This window comes from Lachnoclostridium sp. An118, assembly GCF_002160985.1.
GTDB lineage: Bacteria > Bacillota > Clostridia > Lachnospirales > Lachnospiraceae > Claveliimonas > Claveliimonas stercoravium.
Genome location: NZ_NFLQ01000003.1, coordinates 158050 through 175318, shown reverse-complemented (window position 1 = coordinate 175318; position 17269 = coordinate 158050). Strand labels below are relative to the sequence as shown.

General features: G+C 54.2%; 18 protein-coding genes and 1 pseudogene. 15 read left to right on the top strand and 4 right to left on the bottom strand.

Annotated elements, in window-relative coordinates:
- Nucleotides 1-2: 2 nt before the first annotated feature.
- The gene (locus B5E62_RS03870) at nt 3-1010 is read right to left on the bottom strand and encodes a LacI family DNA-binding transcriptional regulator (RefSeq protein WP_087173358.1); all 1008 of its coding nucleotides are present in this window, start codon (nt 1008-1010) and stop codon (nt 3-5) included.
- A 530-nt stretch (nt 1011-1540) separates the two neighbouring features.
- On the opposite strand from B5E62_RS03870, the gene tyrS reads away from it, so the two are divergent.
- Nucleotides 1541-2761 carry a tyrosine--tRNA ligase gene (gene tyrS, locus B5E62_RS03865; RefSeq protein ID WP_087173357.1) on the top strand — a complete coding sequence of 407 codons (1221 nt, stop codon included), beginning with the start codon at nt 1541-1543 and terminating at the stop codon, nt 2759-2761.
- 171 nt (nt 2762-2932) lie between these two features.
- Nucleotides 2933-3457, top strand: a complete 525-nt coding sequence (locus B5E62_RS03860) for a flavin reductase (RefSeq protein ID WP_087173356.1) — start codon at nt 2933-2935, stop codon at nt 3455-3457.
- Nucleotides 3458-3492: 35 nt separating this feature from the next.
- On the opposite strand, the gene B5E62_RS03855 is transcribed toward B5E62_RS03860, so the two are convergent.
- The 3 genes from B5E62_RS03855 to B5E62_RS03845 all read right to left on the bottom strand — a co-directional run bounded on the left by B5E62_RS03855 (nt 3493) and on the right by B5E62_RS03845 (nt 7386).
- The gene (locus B5E62_RS03855) at nt 3493-4431 is read right to left on the bottom strand and encodes a carbohydrate kinase family protein (protein WP_087173355.1); all 939 of its coding nucleotides are present in this window, start codon (nt 4429-4431) and stop codon (nt 3493-3495) included.
- Between the two features lie 103 nt (nt 4432-4534).
- Nucleotides 4535-5842, bottom strand: coding sequence for an alpha-amylase family glycosyl hydrolase (locus tag B5E62_RS03850; protein WP_087173354.1), 1308 nt, complete (start codon nt 5840-5842; stop codon nt 4535-4537).
- Nucleotides 5843-5997: 155 nt separating this feature from the next.
- Nucleotides 5998-7386: an MATE family efflux transporter gene (locus B5E62_RS03845; protein WP_087173353.1), complete on the bottom strand. Its 1389-nt coding sequence runs from the start codon at nt 7384-7386 to the stop codon at nt 5998-6000.
- 181 nt (nt 7387-7567) lie between these two features.
- Between B5E62_RS03845 and B5E62_RS03840 the strand changes: the two genes are divergently transcribed.
- From B5E62_RS03840 to B5E62_RS03780, 13 genes and pseudogenes are all read left to right on the top strand, one after another.
- Nucleotides 7568-8218, top strand: coding sequence for a DUF4190 domain-containing protein (locus tag B5E62_RS03840; RefSeq protein WP_087173352.1), 651 nt, complete (start codon nt 7568-7570; stop codon nt 8216-8218).
- Between the two features lie 269 nt (nt 8219-8487).
- The gene (gene rplM / locus B5E62_RS03835) at nt 8488-8916 is read left to right on the top strand and encodes a 50S ribosomal protein L13 (protein WP_033127025.1); all 429 of its coding nucleotides are present in this window, start codon (nt 8488-8490) and stop codon (nt 8914-8916) included.
- 28 nt (nt 8917-8944) lie between these two features.
- Nucleotides 8945-9337 carry a 30S ribosomal protein S9 gene (gene rpsI / locus B5E62_RS03830; RefSeq protein ID WP_087173351.1) on the top strand — a complete coding sequence of 131 codons (393 nt, stop codon included), beginning with the start codon at nt 8945-8947 and terminating at the stop codon, nt 9335-9337.
- A 443-nt stretch (nt 9338-9780) separates the two neighbouring features.
- Nucleotides 9781-10602 (top strand): ParA family protein, encoded by an 822-nt coding sequence (locus B5E62_RS03825; RefSeq protein WP_002576359.1) that lies wholly within the window; start codon nt 9781-9783, stop codon nt 10600-10602.
- Nucleotides 10559-11485 (top strand): ParB/RepB/Spo0J family partition protein, encoded by a 927-nt coding sequence (locus B5E62_RS03820; RefSeq protein WP_002576358.1) that lies wholly within the window; start codon nt 10559-10561, stop codon nt 11483-11485. The genes B5E62_RS03825 and B5E62_RS03820 overlap by 44 nt, the downstream gene beginning before the upstream one ends.
- Nucleotides 11486-11497: 12 nt before the next feature.
- Entirely contained in the window at nt 11498-11773 is a 276-nt protein-coding gene (locus B5E62_RS03815) for a DUF5720 family protein (protein WP_002576357.1), read from the top strand.
- 27 nt (nt 11774-11800) lie between these two features.
- Nucleotides 11801-11992 (top strand): hypothetical protein, encoded by a 192-nt coding sequence (locus B5E62_RS03810; protein ID WP_002576356.1) that lies wholly within the window; start codon nt 11801-11803, stop codon nt 11990-11992.
- A gap of 69 nt (nt 11993-12061) precedes the next feature.
- On the top strand, nt 12062-12955 hold the full coding sequence (locus B5E62_RS03805) for a DUF6017 domain-containing protein (protein WP_002576355.1): 894 nt from the start codon (nt 12062-12064) through the stop codon (nt 12953-12955).
- Between the two features lie 48 nt (nt 12956-13003).
- A complete protein-coding gene (locus tag B5E62_RS03800) occupies nt 13004-13366 on the top strand; it encodes a DUF7768 domain-containing protein (protein ID WP_002576354.1) in 363 nt (120 codons plus the stop codon).
- The gene (locus tag B5E62_RS03795; RefSeq protein WP_002576353.1) at nt 13359-13670 is read left to right on the top strand and encodes a DUF5720 family protein; all 312 of its coding nucleotides are present in this window, start codon (nt 13359-13361) and stop codon (nt 13668-13670) included. The genes B5E62_RS03800 and B5E62_RS03795 overlap by 8 nt, the downstream gene beginning before the upstream one ends.
- Before the next feature lie 101 nt (nt 13671-13771).
- Nucleotides 13772-14272: a PcfB family protein gene (locus tag B5E62_RS03790; RefSeq protein WP_002576352.1), complete on the top strand. Its 501-nt coding sequence runs from the start codon at nt 13772-13774 to the stop codon at nt 14270-14272.
- 2 nt (nt 14273-14274) lie between these two features.
- A pseudogene (locus tag B5E62_RS03785) lies at nt 14275-15294 on the top strand (type IV secretory system conjugative DNA transfer family protein); the annotation flags it as partial.
- 91 nt (nt 15295-15385) lie between these two features.
- Entirely contained in the window at nt 15386-17266 is a 1881-nt protein-coding gene (locus B5E62_RS03780; RefSeq protein ID WP_087173350.1) for a recombinase family protein, read from the top strand.
- Nucleotides 17267-17269: the final 3 nt, after the last annotated feature.

Here is a 17269-nt window from a genome sequence, read left to right as displayed (position 1 = left end):
GATCATTTCCCGGGACGGCTGGTCCCGCCCTCCACAATGAAGCCGGAGTACATGGTCATGGATGGGAGCTCCTTTCCTTCAAACACCTGCATCAGTAGAGAAACGGCGGCTGTACACATGTACTCGATCCGGTTGTCCACGGTGGTGAGCTCCGGTGTGCTGCAGAGGGAGAGCACGGAATGGTTGTAGCCCGTGATCTGAAGCTGCTCCGGTATGGACAGGTTTTTCTTCTGTGCGTACTTGACAGCGCCCACGGCCAGCTCATCGTCTGCCGCGACAACTGCATCGAAGATGATCCCGGTATCCCGCAGGTTTTCCAGTGCGAGACAAGTTCCGGGGATGTCTCCCGGAGCAGGGATGAGATGCCGCTCGTCTACGAAGATCCCATGCTCTTGGCAGGCATCCTGAAATCCACAGAGCTTTCTTCTGCCGCTGTAGCTGAGGGCCCGATACAGGAAGACCGGGGACCGGGCTCCTCGGCTGAGGACAAGCTCTGTTATGGAGAAGGAGGCTTTGCGGTCATCGCAAAGAACGGAATATACATTGGGAGCCTCTAGCGATCCGTTCAGTATAAAGACAGGTACCTTCTTCGCAGCTTCCCGTATGTAGCTGTTTTGGGCATCGGACTGCTCTATAAAATGGGAGCCGATGAAGACAAGGGCGTCTACGCTCCGGGACAGGAGGAGGTGCAGATAATTCTGCTTTTCTTCAAGGCGGCCGCCTGTACAGCACAGCATGGAGGTGTAAGAATGATTTCGCAGCTCCCGCTCCAGATAGCAGACGGCCTGGGCCTGGTAGACATCAGAAGGATCGGAACAGAGAAGGCCTACCGTGTACATGGAATTCAGGCCCAGGCTTCGGGCAAAGGCGTTTGGCATATAGTTTGTCTCCTTTATTACGTCCAGAACCCTCTGCCGTGTGGCTGCGCTCACCTTGGCGCTGTCGTTCAGCACCCGGGATACGGTGGCAATAGAGACCCCTGCCTTTTTGGAAATGTCATAAATGTTCATAGCATTCTCTGTCCTTTCGCTCATAGGTGATGATTTAAAAATTATACAATGGAACATGGGAAAAAGCAATCTGCCCGGAAGGGCTTGACAAATGATGCCGGATAGGATAGGATTGCAGTCAGACAGAGCAATATGCAAAAAGGCTTGGAAAAGAAGAAGTAGCATCCGGGACACCCCCACAGAAAGCAGCCGGTTGATGAGAGGCGCGCGAAGGAACCGCATGCGAATACATCTTGGAGCTGCACACCGAAGGCCGCAAGGCGGAGATAGGCTGTGACGGGTTGGCGCGCGTTAAAGTGCCAGGCTGTGATCCGAAAGGCCATGTATGGGATTTCGCAGGGGAGCAGCCGGATGAGGCCTGCGCCGCAAGGCGCCGGTAAAGCAAGGTGGTACCGCGGAGAGATTAGTTTGTTCGCCCTTACTGTGAAAGCAGTAAGGGCTTTTTTGTATTCCGGGGTATTTGTCCGCTCCACAGAGTGAGAAGCTGTGGTACAGAAAGCAGATACAAATAAAAGGATAGGAGAAGAAAAATGGGAATTTACGAAGAACTGCAGGCAAGAGGGCTGATCGCCCAGGTGACAGATGAGGAGGAGATAAGAGAGCTCATCAACAATGGAAAGGCAACCTTTTACATCGGGTTTGATCCCACGGCGGACAGCCTTCATGTGGGACATTTTATGGCCCTCTGTCTCATGAAGAGACTTCAGGAGGCGGGTAACCGCCCCATCGCCCTCATTGGCGGAGGGACCGGGTACATCGGAGACCCCTCCGGCAGGACGGACATGCGCTCTATGATGACGCCGGAGCAGATCCAGCATAACTGCGACTGCTTCAAAAAGCAGATGAGCCGCTTCATCGATTTTTCCGAGGGCAAGGCCCTGATGGTGAACAATGCGGACTGGCTGCTGGACCTCAATTACATTGATCTGCTCCGGGAAGTCGGCCCCCACTTCAGCGTCAACCGCATGCTGACAGCAGAGTGCTACAAGCAGAGGATGGAGAAGGGACTGAGCTTCCTGGAATTCAACTACATGATCATGCAGAGCTACGACTTCTACGTGCTGTACCAGAAGTACGGCTGTAACATGCAGTTCGGCGGGGATGACCAGTGGAGCAACATGCTGGGCGGCACAGAGCTGATCCGCCGCAAGCTGGGCAAGAACGCCTGCGCCATGACCATCACTCTGCTCCTCAACTCCGAGGGCAAGAAGATGGGCAAGACCCAGAGCGGCGCTGTGTGGCTTGACCCGGACAAGACCTCACCCTTTGAGTTCTACCAGTACTGGAGAAACGTGGCTGACGCGGACGTCCTCAAGTGTATCCGCATGCTCACCTTCCTTCCCCTGGAGGAGATTGACAAGATGGATTCCTGGGAGGGCGCGCAGCTCAACACGGCCAAGGAGATCCTGGCATACGAGCTGACCAAGCTGGTACACGGCGAGGATGAGGCGAAGAAGGCCCAGGAGTCTGCCAGAGCTCTCTTCAGCCAGGGAGACGCAGCCAACATGCCTACCACAACACTCACAGAGGAGGACCTGGAGGACGGCTGTATGGATATCCTGACCATGCTTGTGAAGGCGGAGCTTGTTCCCTCCAAGTCCGAGGCGAGACGCGCCGTGCAGCAGGGCGGTGTCTCTGTGGACGGCGAGAAGATCACGAACATCCACGAGGTGTTTACCGAGGATGCCTTTAAGGCAGGCGTTGTGCTGAAGAAGGGAAAGAAGAATTTCCGGAAGATCGTGATGGAGTAAAAAGAAGAGAGGACAAGGAATAGACGACCTCAGGAGCTGTTCGGGAGAAAAAGCAGGATGTTGGCCGGCTGTATAAAAATTTCAGAAGATGTCCATGCAAGGTGCTTTGGGTGTATAATAGAGATCAGAGTGTGCCGATAAGTCAGGGCATACGGATAGGAGGAAGAGAAGATGGCATTTAAAGAGTTGGATATCCACGAGCTGCAGTTCAATCCATTTGATAAGATCAGCAAGCAGTGGATGCTTGTGACAGCGGGGGACCGGATGAGATCAAATACCATGACAGCAAGCTGGGGCGGCGTGGGCATTATGTGGGGCAAGCCCGTTGTGACGGCCTATATCAGGCCTCAGAGATACACGAAAGAGTTTGTGGACGGCATCGACCGGTTTACCATTTCATTCCTTCCCGGGGACAAGAGGGAGGCGCTGAACATCTGCGGCTCCGTGTCCGGCAGGGATGTGGAGGACAAGTGGGAGAAGGCGGGACTTCACCCATACTATGTACACGAGAAGACGCTGGAGGAGACCACGGCAGTGGAGGAGGCGGAGATGATCTTCGTGTGCCGCAAGCTGTACGCCCAGGAGATGTATCCGGAGTGCTTCGTGGACACGGAGTGCGATACAAAATGGTATCCTCAGAATGATTACCACACCATGTACATCGGAGAGATCGAGAAGGTGCTGGTGAGAGCATAGGAAAAAATAATAGGAAAAGAAGGAGCAGACCTGTTTCAGAGGCCTGCTCTTTTTATGATCTTCTGTAAATCCTTTCCGGCTCCGGCGGCGCCTGTCTTCTCGATGCAGAGGGAGGCGCCTGCGTTGGCAAAGCGGGCGCAGTCTGGGAGGGAAAAGCCCTGTCCCAGGGCATAAAGAAAACATCCGGTAAAGGTATCCCCGGCACCGGTGGTGTCAAGGCACCAGGCATGGCCGCAGGCGGGGGACCAGAAGCGTTTTCCCTCCGTGCACACGTAGCAGCCCTTTGCCCCGGACTTGATGACCACGTGCTTCACGCCGCAGGAGAGAAAGGCGTCCCCGATCCGTTCCGGGTCCTTCTCCCCGGTCAGGAGTGCCGCCTCCTCGTAGTTGGGAAATACATAGTCAAGGAAGGAGAGGCTTTCCCTCATATCCCGGATGGTCTCCCCCTTCTTTCTCTTTGTCATGTCCGCGCAGACCGTGAGCCCCGCGGCCCTGACCCGGGAGAAAAGGCCGGCCAGCTCCCGGTTTCCGAAGTGGGGGGAGACGAAGATGCTGGCAAAGCAGAGGATGTCACCGCCCTCCAGTGCGTCTTCCGGCACATCTTCCGGGTAGAATTTCCGCAGCGTGCTGTCCGGGCAGGTGATGAAGCTGCGCTCCCCCTGGTGGTCTACCAGGACAATGTTGACGCCTGTGGGGATTTCCGGATCCCTGCGGATATAGCGGGTGTCGATGTGAAGGTCCCTGCAGGCTGAGAGCACCAGATTTCCCGCCGGGTCCATTCCCACCTTGCTCACAAGGCGCACGTCCGCACCCAGGTCCGCCAGCACCCTGGCCTCGTTCATGGCGTCCCCGCCGGTGTGCATGGCGATGGCCCCGGCCGGGAGAGAGCCGCTTGTAAAGACCGAGGCATCCACCGGCCGGGCCAGGATATCCATGATGGCTGCGCCGATAATGATAAATTTTCGCTGGTTCATATGTACCTCCTTGCAGGTCCGGACGTAATACTTTTTAAAAGTATTACGTCCGGACCTGCATTAACTGGTGTCCCTAAGTAAAAAATGACCTGTGTAAAAGTGCTTAAAACACAAGATATTGTATGCTGTACGCCGGCATTTCGAGCTTCCTCGCAAGGCTCATTTCTGTGTTGGACAGCAGCTCTGTGACGGTGCCGTTCAGTTCGCCGCAGGAGGCGGTGAAGGGACTGTCAGACGCATTAATGGCCACCATGACGCGCTCCTTTTCTGTGGCCCGCTCAAAGACGAGCTGGTGGTTGGTGAGGACCACGTTGCGGTAGGAGCCGTTACACAGGGCATCGCTCTTCTGGCGGAGGCGGATGAGCTTCTTTATCAGCTCCGTCAGCTCGTTTGGCTTTGGCTCCTCGAAGCAGGGCCGCAGGGCATAATCGTTGTGGGGGGATTTCTCTCCCGGCTCCCCCCACTCGCTTCCGTAGTAGATGCAGGGGATGCCGGGCATGCCCATGAGAAGCCCGTAGGTCAGGGGGAGATGATCTTTGTTCGTGAGGATGCTGGCGATCCGGGTCACATCATGGTTGTCCACAAAGGTCATGAGATGCTTGCCCCGGTACAGGCACCACTGCTCGGAGCCGTACTGCCGCTGCAGGGAGTGGGCGATCTCAAACATGTTCATGGAGTTGAAGCTGGAGTAAATGCCCTTGTAGCACTCATAGTTGGTGCAGCTGTGGAGCATCTCGTCGTTCACGATCCGGTTGTAGTCCCCGAAGAGCACCTCGCCTATGAGGGCGAAATCCTCCTTCAGTCCGCCCGTGAAGGACCGCAGACGCCGCATAAAATCCGGCTCCAGGCTGTAGGCCACGTCCAGCCGCAGCCCGTCAATGTCAAAGGTATCCACCCAGAATTTCACACACTCCAGGAGATAGTCCACAACAGCCGGGTTTTTCAGGTTCAGCTTGACCAGCTCAAAATGCCCCTCCCAGCCCTCGTACCAGAAGCCGTCGTTGTAGCCGCTGTTTCCGTCAAAATTGATGATAAACCAGTCCTTGTAGGGGGAGTCCCACTTTTTCTCCTGCACATCCTGAAAGGCCCAGAAGCCTCGTCCCACATGGTTAAATACGCCGTCCAGGACAATCTTCACATTGTGCTCGTGGAGATTCCTGCAGACATCGGCGAAATCCTCGTTTGTCCCGAGACGGCAGTCAAGCTTCCGGAAATCTCTTGTGTCGTAGCCGTGGTTGTCAGACTCGAAGACAGGATTTAAGAGGATGGAGTCCACGCCCAGGTCCTCCAGATATCCGCTCCAGTCCATAAGCTTCCGGATACGGGGCACACATTCCCCGTCATTGTGCACCGGAGCGCCGCAAAATCCGATCGGATAGATCTGATAGAAAATACTGTTATAAGCCCACATATTATCTGCCTCACTTTCTTGTTTGTTTGCGCTTCGTCTATTTTACTATAAAACCGGTGAAAAGTATAGATGATTTTATGTATTATTCATATAAATATGCAGGACAGCAGAGAGAAATGCATGGATCTTGTCTGCACCCGGCATATTTTGTCAGGTCAGGATGCACTTTGTCTTTGGGGGCTGATGGAAAAACCCGCCATTTTTCCCAGCTCCTTCCCCAGAAAGGAGCGGAACCACAGAAACAGGACAATGCCTTTGAAAATGCTGGATATGGTGATGCTCCACCAGATACCGTTGAGACCCAGAGGAGTCCGTATAAGGAGCCAGGCAAGGGGGATCCTGGCACCGGTCAGTACGATGCTGCACACAGAGGGCGGCATAGTCCTTCCAAGACCGGCAAAGGCACCGGCGGTGGTGATCTCCACACTCATGAGCAGCTGGGAGACTCCAAGGATCACCAGGTAGTCCACGCCCATGGGGATAACATCCTGCTCGGTGATAAAGAGGCGGAACACAGGCTCCGGAAAAACGATCAGAAGGACGGTGCAGAAAACGCCCCATATGAGTACGACACCCATGGCGCTCCGATACCCTTTTCTGATGCGCTCCGGTTTCCCGGCCCCATAGTTCTGTGCCAGGAAGGAGTTGACAGCAGCGGCAAATCCGTCCGCTGTCATCCAGGAGATGGACTCGATCTGAGAGCCTACCTTCTGGACCGCCACGGCTGCGTCCCCGTAGCCTGCCACCAGCCTGGCGATGATCATGGAGATGCCGGTAAATATCATATTCTGTACACAGGTAGGGAAGCCAATGCGCAGGATAGAGAGAAAGCGGTCCTTTCCTGGATTTTGAAGAAGCCGGATATGTCGGAACAGAAAATCATCCCGCAGGGCGAAGACCACAAATACAAGGGTGACGACGAACTGTGCCAATATGGTGGCAATGGCGGCGCCTGTGACACCCATCACGGGAAACGGACCGATCCCGAAGATGAGTACCGGGTCCAGCACCATGTTGATGACTAGTCCTGTCAGGGTCGCGGCAAAGGAGCAGCGGCTGTTGCCCGCTGCTGTGAAGAGGCCGGTAAATGTCTGGTTTAAAAAAGAAAATACAACACATCCACAGGTGATCTGCAGATAAATCTTTGCATCGGAGATGACCTGAGGGCTGTTCAGATTAAAAAACCCGATCAGTGGGTCTGCAAACAGAACAGAGCAGGCCCCGAACAGAAGCCCCAGAGCGGCGCCAAGCCACAGGGCGGCCGCCGAAAAGGAAGCCGCTTCCACATGTCTTCCGGCGCCCAGGGCGTGTCCTGTATTTACCTGGCCGCCCATTTTCGGTAGGGCGGCCAGCCCGTTGGAGAGCCACATATACATACCCGCTGCGCCCACGGAAGCCACGGCGCTGCTCCCCATCCGCCCGATCCACAGCATGTCCGTCAGATTGTAGGCCATCTGGATGAGGGAGGTCGCCATGATAGGCAGAGCCAGCTTTGTGAGGGAAGGCAGCACCGGGCCGCTTACAAGATCTACATTTTTAGCCATGATCGGTTCCTCCGCAGTAGTAATGATAAAGAAGTCCCGGCGCGGTCCCTGGCGCCGGCAGAAAATATTATAAAGTATCCGGCCCGGGGATACAAGGATTTAAAAATCCGCTTTCCTGTGATAAAATGAATATATGCTAAAGTAGCAGCATAGAAAAATGTCAGGATGAGGAGGCGGGCGTATGGCCAGATATGTAAAGGATATCGTGTTAAATAAACCGGAAGATTTCGTGAATTTCATCATGCAGGATTATCTCCGGAAAAATCAGTTTGTCATGTCCGAGTGGAAGGGAGAACCGGCCTGGCGGGCAGGCGACGGCGTGGTGGAAGGATTTAAATATCTGAAATGGTCCTACTTCAACGGTATGTTCCATCTGGAGGCATGGCTGAAGGGAACGACAGGCGGAGAGATGGGGTTGGACGGTGTTGTGGGCGTGCTCATGAAAAAGCCTTACAGAGAAAGTCTGGAGCAGCTTTTTACGGTCCTCCAGCAGGAGCTGCAGGTGCCGCCCCAGGGACAGCACAGACAGGAAGAGCAGCAGCCCCGGCCGACAGGGGTGCAGGATCAGGGGCAGCAGTCCCAGCCGATTTACGTGCAGACAACGGACAACACAAAGGCGGCCACGGGCTCTCTCATATTTGGTGTGCTCAGCGTGGTCCTGTGCATCATTCCGATCGCTGCTATCATACTGGGCGTTCTGGCTGTGTCACGGGCCCGCATGGGCATGGGGTCCAGCCAGCCCGGCAAGGCCAAAGCAGGGCGTATCCTGGGGATTGTAGGGATCTGCCTTGGCATTATCCTGTGGGTACTCAATCTGCTCCTGATCTTCTAAAGCTTTCATATTATAAATGCGATGTGGAAACAGGGAGAGGCTGCCTGTATATTCAATGATTCCTTCCTGCGTGGGGCCGGGGCGGCAGTCCCGGACAAAATAAAAAAGTCCTCAAAAAACGGTTGACACACGTGGATGCGTATAATATAATAATGCAGTATGACAAAAGGAGAAACAGCAGGCACCAAAGCCCCGGAACCTGGCTGCTTTCAATATAACATTTCATATTGTTTCTATAGTAAGTGAACCAATTCACAGGAGGTAAACCAATGAAAACTTATATGGCTAGTCCAGACAAGATTGAGAGAAAATGGTATGTAGTTGACGCTGCAGATTATACATTAGGACGTTTAGCATCAGAAGTAGCTAAGGTTTTAAGAGGAAAGAACAAACCGGAATTCACACCGCATATCGATACTGGTGATTACGTGATCGTGATCAACGCAAAGGATGTAAAAGTAACAGGCAAGAAGTTAAATCAGAAGATTTACTACAATCATTCCGAGTATGTAGGCGGGATGAAAGAGACTACTCTGGCAGAGATGATGAACAAGAAGCCGGAGAAGGTGATCGAGCTGGCTGTTAAGGGAATGCTTCCGAAGGGACCTTTAGGAAGAAGCATGATCAAGAAGCTTCACGTATACGCTGGGGCAGAGCATGCGCATCAGGCTCAGAAGCCGGAAGAGCTGAAGTTTTGATCAGAGGTCGAAAGGAGGATATTAAGAAATGGCTACATCAAAATATTATGGAACAGGAAGAAGAAAAAAATCTATCGCAAGAGTATATTTAGTACCTGGAACAGGTAAGATCACAATAAATAAGAGAGATATCGACGAGTATCTCGGACTGGAGACACTGAAGGTCATCGTTCGCCAGCCCCTCGTTGCAACAGAGACAGACGGCAAGTTTGACGTGCTGGTCAACGTAAAGGGAGGCGGATACACAGGACAGGCAGGCGCTATCCGTCATGGTATCGCAAGAGCTCTCCTTCAGGTAGACGCTGACTACAGACCGGTCCTGAAGAAATCCGGATATCTGACACGTGACCCGAGAATGAAAGAGCGTAAGAAGTACGGCCTCAAGGCTGCCCGTCGCGCTCCGCAGTTCAGCAAGCGCTAAACTTTATCAAAAGTGGTCAAAAACCCCGGAACTACGCGGTTTCCGGGGTTTTTCCTTTTCAAATGGTTTGACGCAATTTGACAGAACGAAGCCTCTTTTAACCCGTTTTCTATGGGTTAAATGGTGGACAACCACCCCAAAAAGAGGGCTTATGGGTTAAAAAATAGGACAACCGAGACGCGATTTTGGGATGCCAAGGGGATGTTTATTTATACATCTCCAAGAGACCTTTTTCGTGAAAACGGTTTGTCTGAATTTGACCTAATTTGAACAAAAGAGAATAAATCTAATCGCCAAGCGCTCAGTATTTTCTACTGGGCGCTTTTTGCGTTTCCGGGGAATTTCATTCCGGGATAAGAAAAGGCCGTCACTTTCAATTTTTGAAGTGGCGGCTTTTTCTATTTCCAGAAGCCATAGAACAATTCAGAAATGAGGTGAAGTCATTGAACACGCAAATCATCGCCATCGCCAACCAGAAAGGCGGCGTTGGCAAGACAACCACCTGCGCGAACCTGGGGATTGGGCTGGCGCAGGCCGGAAAGAAAGTGCTGCTGATCGACGGGGACCCGCAAGGCAGCCTGACCATCAGCCTGGGCCACCCCCAGCCGGACAAGCTGCCCTTTACCCTGTCCGACGCGATGGGCCGTATCCTGATGGACGAGCCGCTGCGCCCCGGCGAGGGTATCCTGCACCACCCGGAGGGCGTTGACCTGATGCCCGCAGACATCCAGCTCTCCGGCATGGAGGTCTCCCTGGTGAACGCCATGAGCCGAGAGACCATCCTGCGGCAGTATCTGGACACGCTCAAGGGACAGTATTCCCATATCCTGATTGACTGCCAGCCATCCCTGGGTATGCTCACGGTCAACGCCCTGGCCGCCGCCAACAGGGTCATAATCCCCGTTCAGGCGGAGTACCTGCCCGCCAAGGGCCTGGAACAGCTGCTCCAGACCGTAAACAAGGTGAAGCGGCAGATCAACCCCAAGCTCCAGATTGACGGCATATTGCTGACGATGGTGGACAACCGCACCAACTTCGCCAAGGAGATTGCCGCCCTGCTGCGGGAGACCTATGGCAGCAAAATCAAGGTGTTCGGCACCGAGATTCCCCATTCTGTCCGGGCAAAGGAGATCAGCGCCGAGGGCAAAAGCATTTTTGCCCATGACCCTAATGGCAAGGTGGCCGAGGGCTATAAGAATCTGACCAAGGAGGTGATAAAACTTGAAAAGCAGCGCGAAAAAAGTAGAGCTGGCTCCATACGATGATTTGTTTTCCACCGAGGAAAGCCGCCAGGATGCCAAGCTGGAGAAGATACAGGAAATTCCGCTGTCTGAGCTGCACCCATTTAAGGGGCATCCCTTCAAAGTCAAGGATGACGAGGCCATGATGGAGACCGCCGACAGCGTTCGGCAGTATGGTGTTCTGGTTCCGGCGATCGCCCGCCCGGACCCGGAGGGCGGCTATGAGCTGGTTGCCGGTCACAGGCGGCACCGGGCCAGTGAGCTGGCCGAGAAAGAAACCATGCCTGTCATTGTCCGAGACCTGGACGATGATGCTGCCACTATCATCATGGTGGACAGCAACTTACAACGTGAAAGCCTGCTCCCCAGCGAAAGGGCCTTTGCTTACAAGATGAAGCTGGAGGCTATGAAACACCAAGGCGCACGGGGGGACTTAACTTCGTCCCAACTTGGGACGAAGTTGCGTGCAGATGAATTGTTGGCGCAGCAGGCTGGTTCGAGTAGGAACCAGGTGCAGCGCTATATCCGCCTGACGGAGCTGATTCCCGAACTGCTGGATATGGTCGATGAAAAGAAAATCGCCCTCAATCCGGCTTATGAGCTGTCCTTTCTCAAAAAAGAAGAACAGCGGGATTTGCTGGACGCGATGGACAGCGAACAGGCTACCCCCTCTCTCTCCCAGGCTCAGCGACTCAAGAAATACAGCCAGGAGGGACATCTGACCCTCGATATGATGCGCGTCATCATGGGTGAGGAAAAGAAAAGTGATCTCGACAAAGTGACTTTCACCTCCGACACCCTGCGGAAGTATTTCCCCAAAAGCTATACGCCCCAGCGGATGCAGGAAACCATTATCAAACTGCTGGAGGCGTGGCAGAAGAAGCGCCAGAGAGACCAGGAACGATGAAAGGAGCCGCCTATGAGGGATATTTCAGCCCGTGAGCTGAAAGGACACAATATCTTGGCCGTAGAGCGTTTTCAGGACAGCACCCGCTGGATGATCGAGTTTTCCGTTCAGCGCCCTTGTTCCTACGGCTGCCCCGGCGATGATATGCGGCTGTTTCTTACGGAGGACGGGTATCAGGCCGCCCTCGTAAGCCAGAAGCGTCGGGAAATCAAAATCAAGCGGTATGCCCGTGTGATCGAGGGCCATGTGCTCGACTTCAAACCGGACAAGCGCCGCCGCCACCCGTAAACTCATTATCACTACGAAAGGAAAGGAATGAATATGTGTACTGTCCAGAGCATCAAAGATGCCATCCGGGAAAGTTGCCAGTCCCAGTATGATATGGAATCCACCGACATTGACCGGGTTTTGCAGACCCTCCCGTTTTCGGAGCATGAGCCGATGTTCAGTCATCCGCCGAAGTACAAGCGTCCTTACCGGCCCTGGCAGAACAACAAAAACAGCTGAAAGCCACAGTCTTTTTCACGAAGGATTGTGGCTTTTTTCATGCCCTAAAATTAGAAAGGAGTGAAGTCAATGGCCGTTTTTCGCATTGAACGGACCAAAGATTATACCGTGATGAGCAATCATCACCTGCGGAACCACGAACTATCCCTCAAGGCAAAGGGGCTTCTTTCCATGATGTTATCCCTGCCTGATGACTGGAACTATACTACCCGTGGACTTGCGAAAATCTGCAAGGAGGGCGTTGATGCCATCGGCAGTGCGCTGCGGGAGTTGGAAACCGCCGGTTACATCGTGCGGAACCAGCTGCGGGACCAACAAGGCCGGATCAGCGACACCGAGTATGTGATTTATGAGAAACCCCAGCCCAGGCAGCCAGAAACGCCAAGGCCGGATACGGCTGTACCAGATACGGCTTCACCAGATACGGAAAACCCGTATCTGGATAAACCGGATACGGAAAAGCCCGCAGAATTAAATATAGAGAAACCAAATACTCAAAAACAAAATACTCATGGAGCAAGTACCGATTCCATTCCCTTCCGGGAAACAGCGGCAGCACAGCTGCCGGAACGGAAAGGAAGGGATGCGATGTCTGTCTCAGAGATAGAAAATTATCGGGAATTGATTCTGGAGAACATCGAGTATGACTATCTGTGCAGAGAGTTTTCGACCTACCGTGAGGACCTGGACGAGATTGTGGAGCTGATGGTGGAGACCGTTTGTGCCAAACGTAAAACCACTCGGATCGCTGGCAGCGACTTTCCCCATGAAGTCGTGCGCTCCCGGTTCTTGAAGCTGGATAGCGAGCATATCCGATTTGTCATGGACGGTATGCAGAAAAACACCACGGAGGTCCGCAATATGAAACAGTATTTGCTTGCAGTGCTGTTCAACGCGCCCACCACGATCAGCAATCACTACACCGTACAAGTCAATCACGATATGAACACAGGCGGCTGGTAAACAGCCGCTTTTCTGTTGCCCGGCAATACCGGGAGAAAGGATTTTGCCATGAAACGACCTCTTGCCTACATTACGGCTCCCTGGAGCAACAACCAGTATGAGAACGCCGAGAACGCTGCCACCTACTGCCGCCAGGTGTACGACGCCGGGTATTCGCCCATCTGCCCGGTTCTGTTCTTGTCCACCTTCCTCAAGGACGAGATTCCCCAGGAACACAAGGACGGGCTGGATATGGCGCGAGACTATCTGCGCCGGTCCCATGTGCTGGTGGTCTGCGGCCACGGCATCGACGAGACCGTGAAGAATGACATCGCCACCGCTGAGCGCCTGCGGATCACCGCTACCACCCTGGACGGTATCCTGACTGTGAAAGGCCAGGGACGCGGGAAAGGAGGTGCGCGCCATGCCTGAGCGTAAGACCGTGGGCCAGCTGATGGAGGAAATGCGGCTCAAGGCCGGGGCGCAGAACTACCACGGCCATGAGTACATGGATTTGGAGCGGTTTGCCGAGGACACCCGGCACATGATTATCTTCGATGTGCTGACCCACGATTCGCCGGTGGGCTGGAAAGGCGAACGGACCCGCCTGTTTCTGACGGAGGCCGGATACCAGAAAAGCCTGGAGAACCAGGAAAAGGGCCACATCAAGATTCTCAGCCATGCCAAGGTGCGCCAGGGACATCTGTACTATGACCGCTCCGATCAGCTGCGTTGAAAGGAGCCTGCCATGATGAAATACCTGCTGCGGCGGCTGGTGGTCCCGCCTTAGTATCAAGCGCCACCCCTGCAAAATCCGTGGAAAGGAGGCGATGACCTATGCAGGAGGAAGTGGAAAACAGGACTTTGACGCTGGTAGTCAGCGGAACAAAGTTTACCGGGCGGCTGTTTAAGGCCGCCATCACCAAGTACCTTGCCCACCGCAAGGAAAAGAAGCTGCAAAAGCAGAAAAGCCGGGATACCCCCGTGATTCCCCACGGCAAACAGACGGTGAAGCAGCTGATCGGCCAGAATCAGGGCGTTTCCAACATCGAGATCACCGACCCCTCCATCAAGGAGTTTGAAAAGATCGCCCGGAAATACGGCGTTGACTATGCGGTGAAGAAGGACCGCAGCAGCTCCCCGCCCAAGTACCTGATCTTTTTCAAAGGCCGCGATGCGGATGCCCTGACCGCTGCCTTTACCGAGTACACCGGCAAGAAGGTCAGAAAGGCGCAGAAAACAGAGCGTCCGTCCGTGCTGGCAAAGCTGAGCCAGTTCAAAGAGCTGGTGAAACACGCCGTTGTGGACCGGAACAAGCGGAAGGAGCTGGAACGATGAAGATGAAAAAGCAACTTGACATCAAAAAGCTCCTTTTGCTGAATATGCCCTATATCCTGATGGGGCTGTTCGCAACCAACTTCGGTGAAGGATGGCGGATGGCCGTGGGTGCGGACGCTTCGGCAAAAATGCTTTCGTTCTTCTCCACGCTGCCGGTGGCGCTGGCCAGCTGGTGGCCCAGCCTGCACCCTTTGGACCTGCTGGTGGGGCTGTGCTGCGGCGCTGGCCTGCGATTGGCCGTGTATCTCAAAAGCAAGAACGCCAAGAAGTACCGGCACGGTATGGAGTATGGCAGCGCCCGCTGGGGCACCCATGAGGACATCGCACCCTACATCGACCCGGTGTTCCAGAACAATGTGATTCTGACTAAAACCGAGAGCCTGACCATGAACAGCCGCCCCAAGGACCCCAAGACCGCCAGAAACAAAAATGTGCTGGTGATCGGTGGCTCCGGTTCCGGCAAGACCCGCTTCTGGCTGAAACCGAACCTGATGCAGATGCACAGCTCCTATGTGGTGACAGACCCAAAAGGCACCATCCTGGTGGAGTGCGGCAAAATGCTTCAGCGCGGCACACCCAAGCTGGGCAAGGACGGCAAGCCCATGAAGGATAAGCACGGCAAGGACATCTATGAGCCTTATCGGATCAAAGTCCTCAATACCATCAACTTCAAGAAGTCCATGCACTATAATCCCTTTGCCTACATCCACTCCGAAAAGGACATCTTGAAACTGGTCACGACGCTGATCGCCAACACCAAGGGCGAGGGCAAGGCCGGGGACGATTTTTGGGTTAAGGCCGAGACGCTTTTGTACTGCGCCCTCATTGGGTATATCCACTACGAGGCCCCGGTGGAGGAACAGAATTTCTCCACCCTCATCGAGTTCATCAACGCGATGGAGGTCCGGGAGGATGACGAGGAGTTCAAGAACCCCGTGGACCTGATGTTTGACGCGCTGGAGGCAGAGAAGCCCAACCACTTCGCCGTCCGTCAGTACAAAAAGTACAAGCTGGCTGCGGGAGATGTATGCTCTAAGTGACTTCTTAATCATGGTTTTTGTCATGGTTAGTGAAGCAGTCACTTAGAGCATTTTCATTTCAGGAGGTACAGCCATGAGAAACGAGAAAATCACCCCTCTGTATGAGCGTTTGAGCCGCGATGATGAGTTACAGGGCGAGAGTAACTCCATATCGAACCAGAAAAAGATGTTGGAGGACTTTGCCCGCCGGAACGGGCTGCCGAACCCCACCCACTTCACCGATGATGGCGTATCAGGAACCCGCTTTGACCGTCCCGGCTTTCTGGCGATGATGGAGGAAGTCGAGGCCGGACGGGTGGAGGCCATCGTCATAAAGGACATGAGCCGCCTGGGGCGCGACTATCTGAAAGTCGGCCAGGTCATGGAGATTTTGCGGCAGCGCGGCGTCCGGCTGATCGCCATCAATGACGGTGTGGACAGTCTGAAAGGCGATGATGATTTTACCCCGTTCCGCAACATTATGAATGAGTTTTACGCCCGTGACACCAGCCGAAAAATCCGCTCCGTGTTCAAGTCCAAAGGCATGAGCGGCAAGCACTTGACCGGCACCGTTATCTACGGCTACCTGTGGGACGAAAAGCGGGAACACTGGCTTGTGGACGAAGAAGCCGCCGAAGTGGTACGCCGTATCTTTTCCCTGACGATGGAGGGCTACGGCCCCTATCAAATCTCAAAGCTGCTGTCCGAGGCAAAGGTTGAAATCCCCGCTGTCCATCTGGCACGCTTTCAAGAGGGAGTAAACAGGACGAAGCCGGTCAAAGACCCCTACGGCTGGGGATCGTCCACCATTGTGAACATCCTGAAAAAGCGGGAATACCTGGGCCACACCATCAATTTCAAGACCCGCAAGCACTTCAAGGACAAGAAAAGCCACTATGTTGACGAAAGCGAGTGGACGATTTTCGAGAATACCCATGAGGCCATCATCGACCAGGAAACCTTTGACAATGTGCAGCGTATCCGGGCAAATGTCAGGCGTTACCCGGACGGCTGGGGCGATGCCCACCCTCTGACCGGCCTGATGTACTGCGCCGACTGCGGCGGCAAGATGTATGTCCATCGCGTCAATAACGGCAAGCGTGACCCACAGTTTACTTGCAGCCAGTACAGCAAAATCCCATGCGGGACGCTCTGCGGTACACAGCACCGTATCCGGGCCGAAGCTGTCCTGACCTTGATAACCGATATGCTCCGGGCCATCGCGGAGTATTCCAAGAATGACCGGGCCGAGTTTATCCGCACCGTCCAGGAAACGCAGGCCGCCCAGCAGGCCGCCGACATATCCAAGAAGCGGAAACGGCTGGCCGCCGCCCAAAAGCGGGCCGGGGAACTGGAAAAGCTGATTTGCAAAATCTATGAGGACAACGCCCTGGGCAAGCTGCCGGACGCCCGGTATGAGGCCCTGGACGCACAGTATGCCAAAGAGCAGGACGCTCTCAATGCGGAAATCACGGAACTGGAAAAGGCCGTTATCGGCTATGAGCAGAGCCGGAAATCTGCGGAGAAGTTTATTGCCTTGATTGACAAGTATGAGAATTTCGACACGCTGACAAATACCATGCTCAACGAGTTTGTAGAGAAAATTCTTGTCCATGAACGCGCCCGCAAAGGCAGCCAGGACACCACTCAGGAGGTTGAAATCTACTTCAATTTTGTGGGCCGGTATATCCCACCCGCCTTGCAGCCGGTTCCCCTGACCCCGGAGGAACAGGAAGAACTGCGGAAGAAGGAGGAACGCAAGGACAGGCTTCACCAGAACTACTTGCGCCGCAAGGCAAATGGCAAGCAGAAGGAATGGGAAGAACGCTACAACGCCAGGCGCAAGGCAAAAATGGATGCGGCAAAGGCCGCGATCCGGGCCGAGGACATGGAGAAGGGCATTTTTACCACCGTTAGCCAGTTACCCAGGCAGGAGCCGCGCAAGGCCACCGTATCGGCTAGCGCCGCAATTTAACCA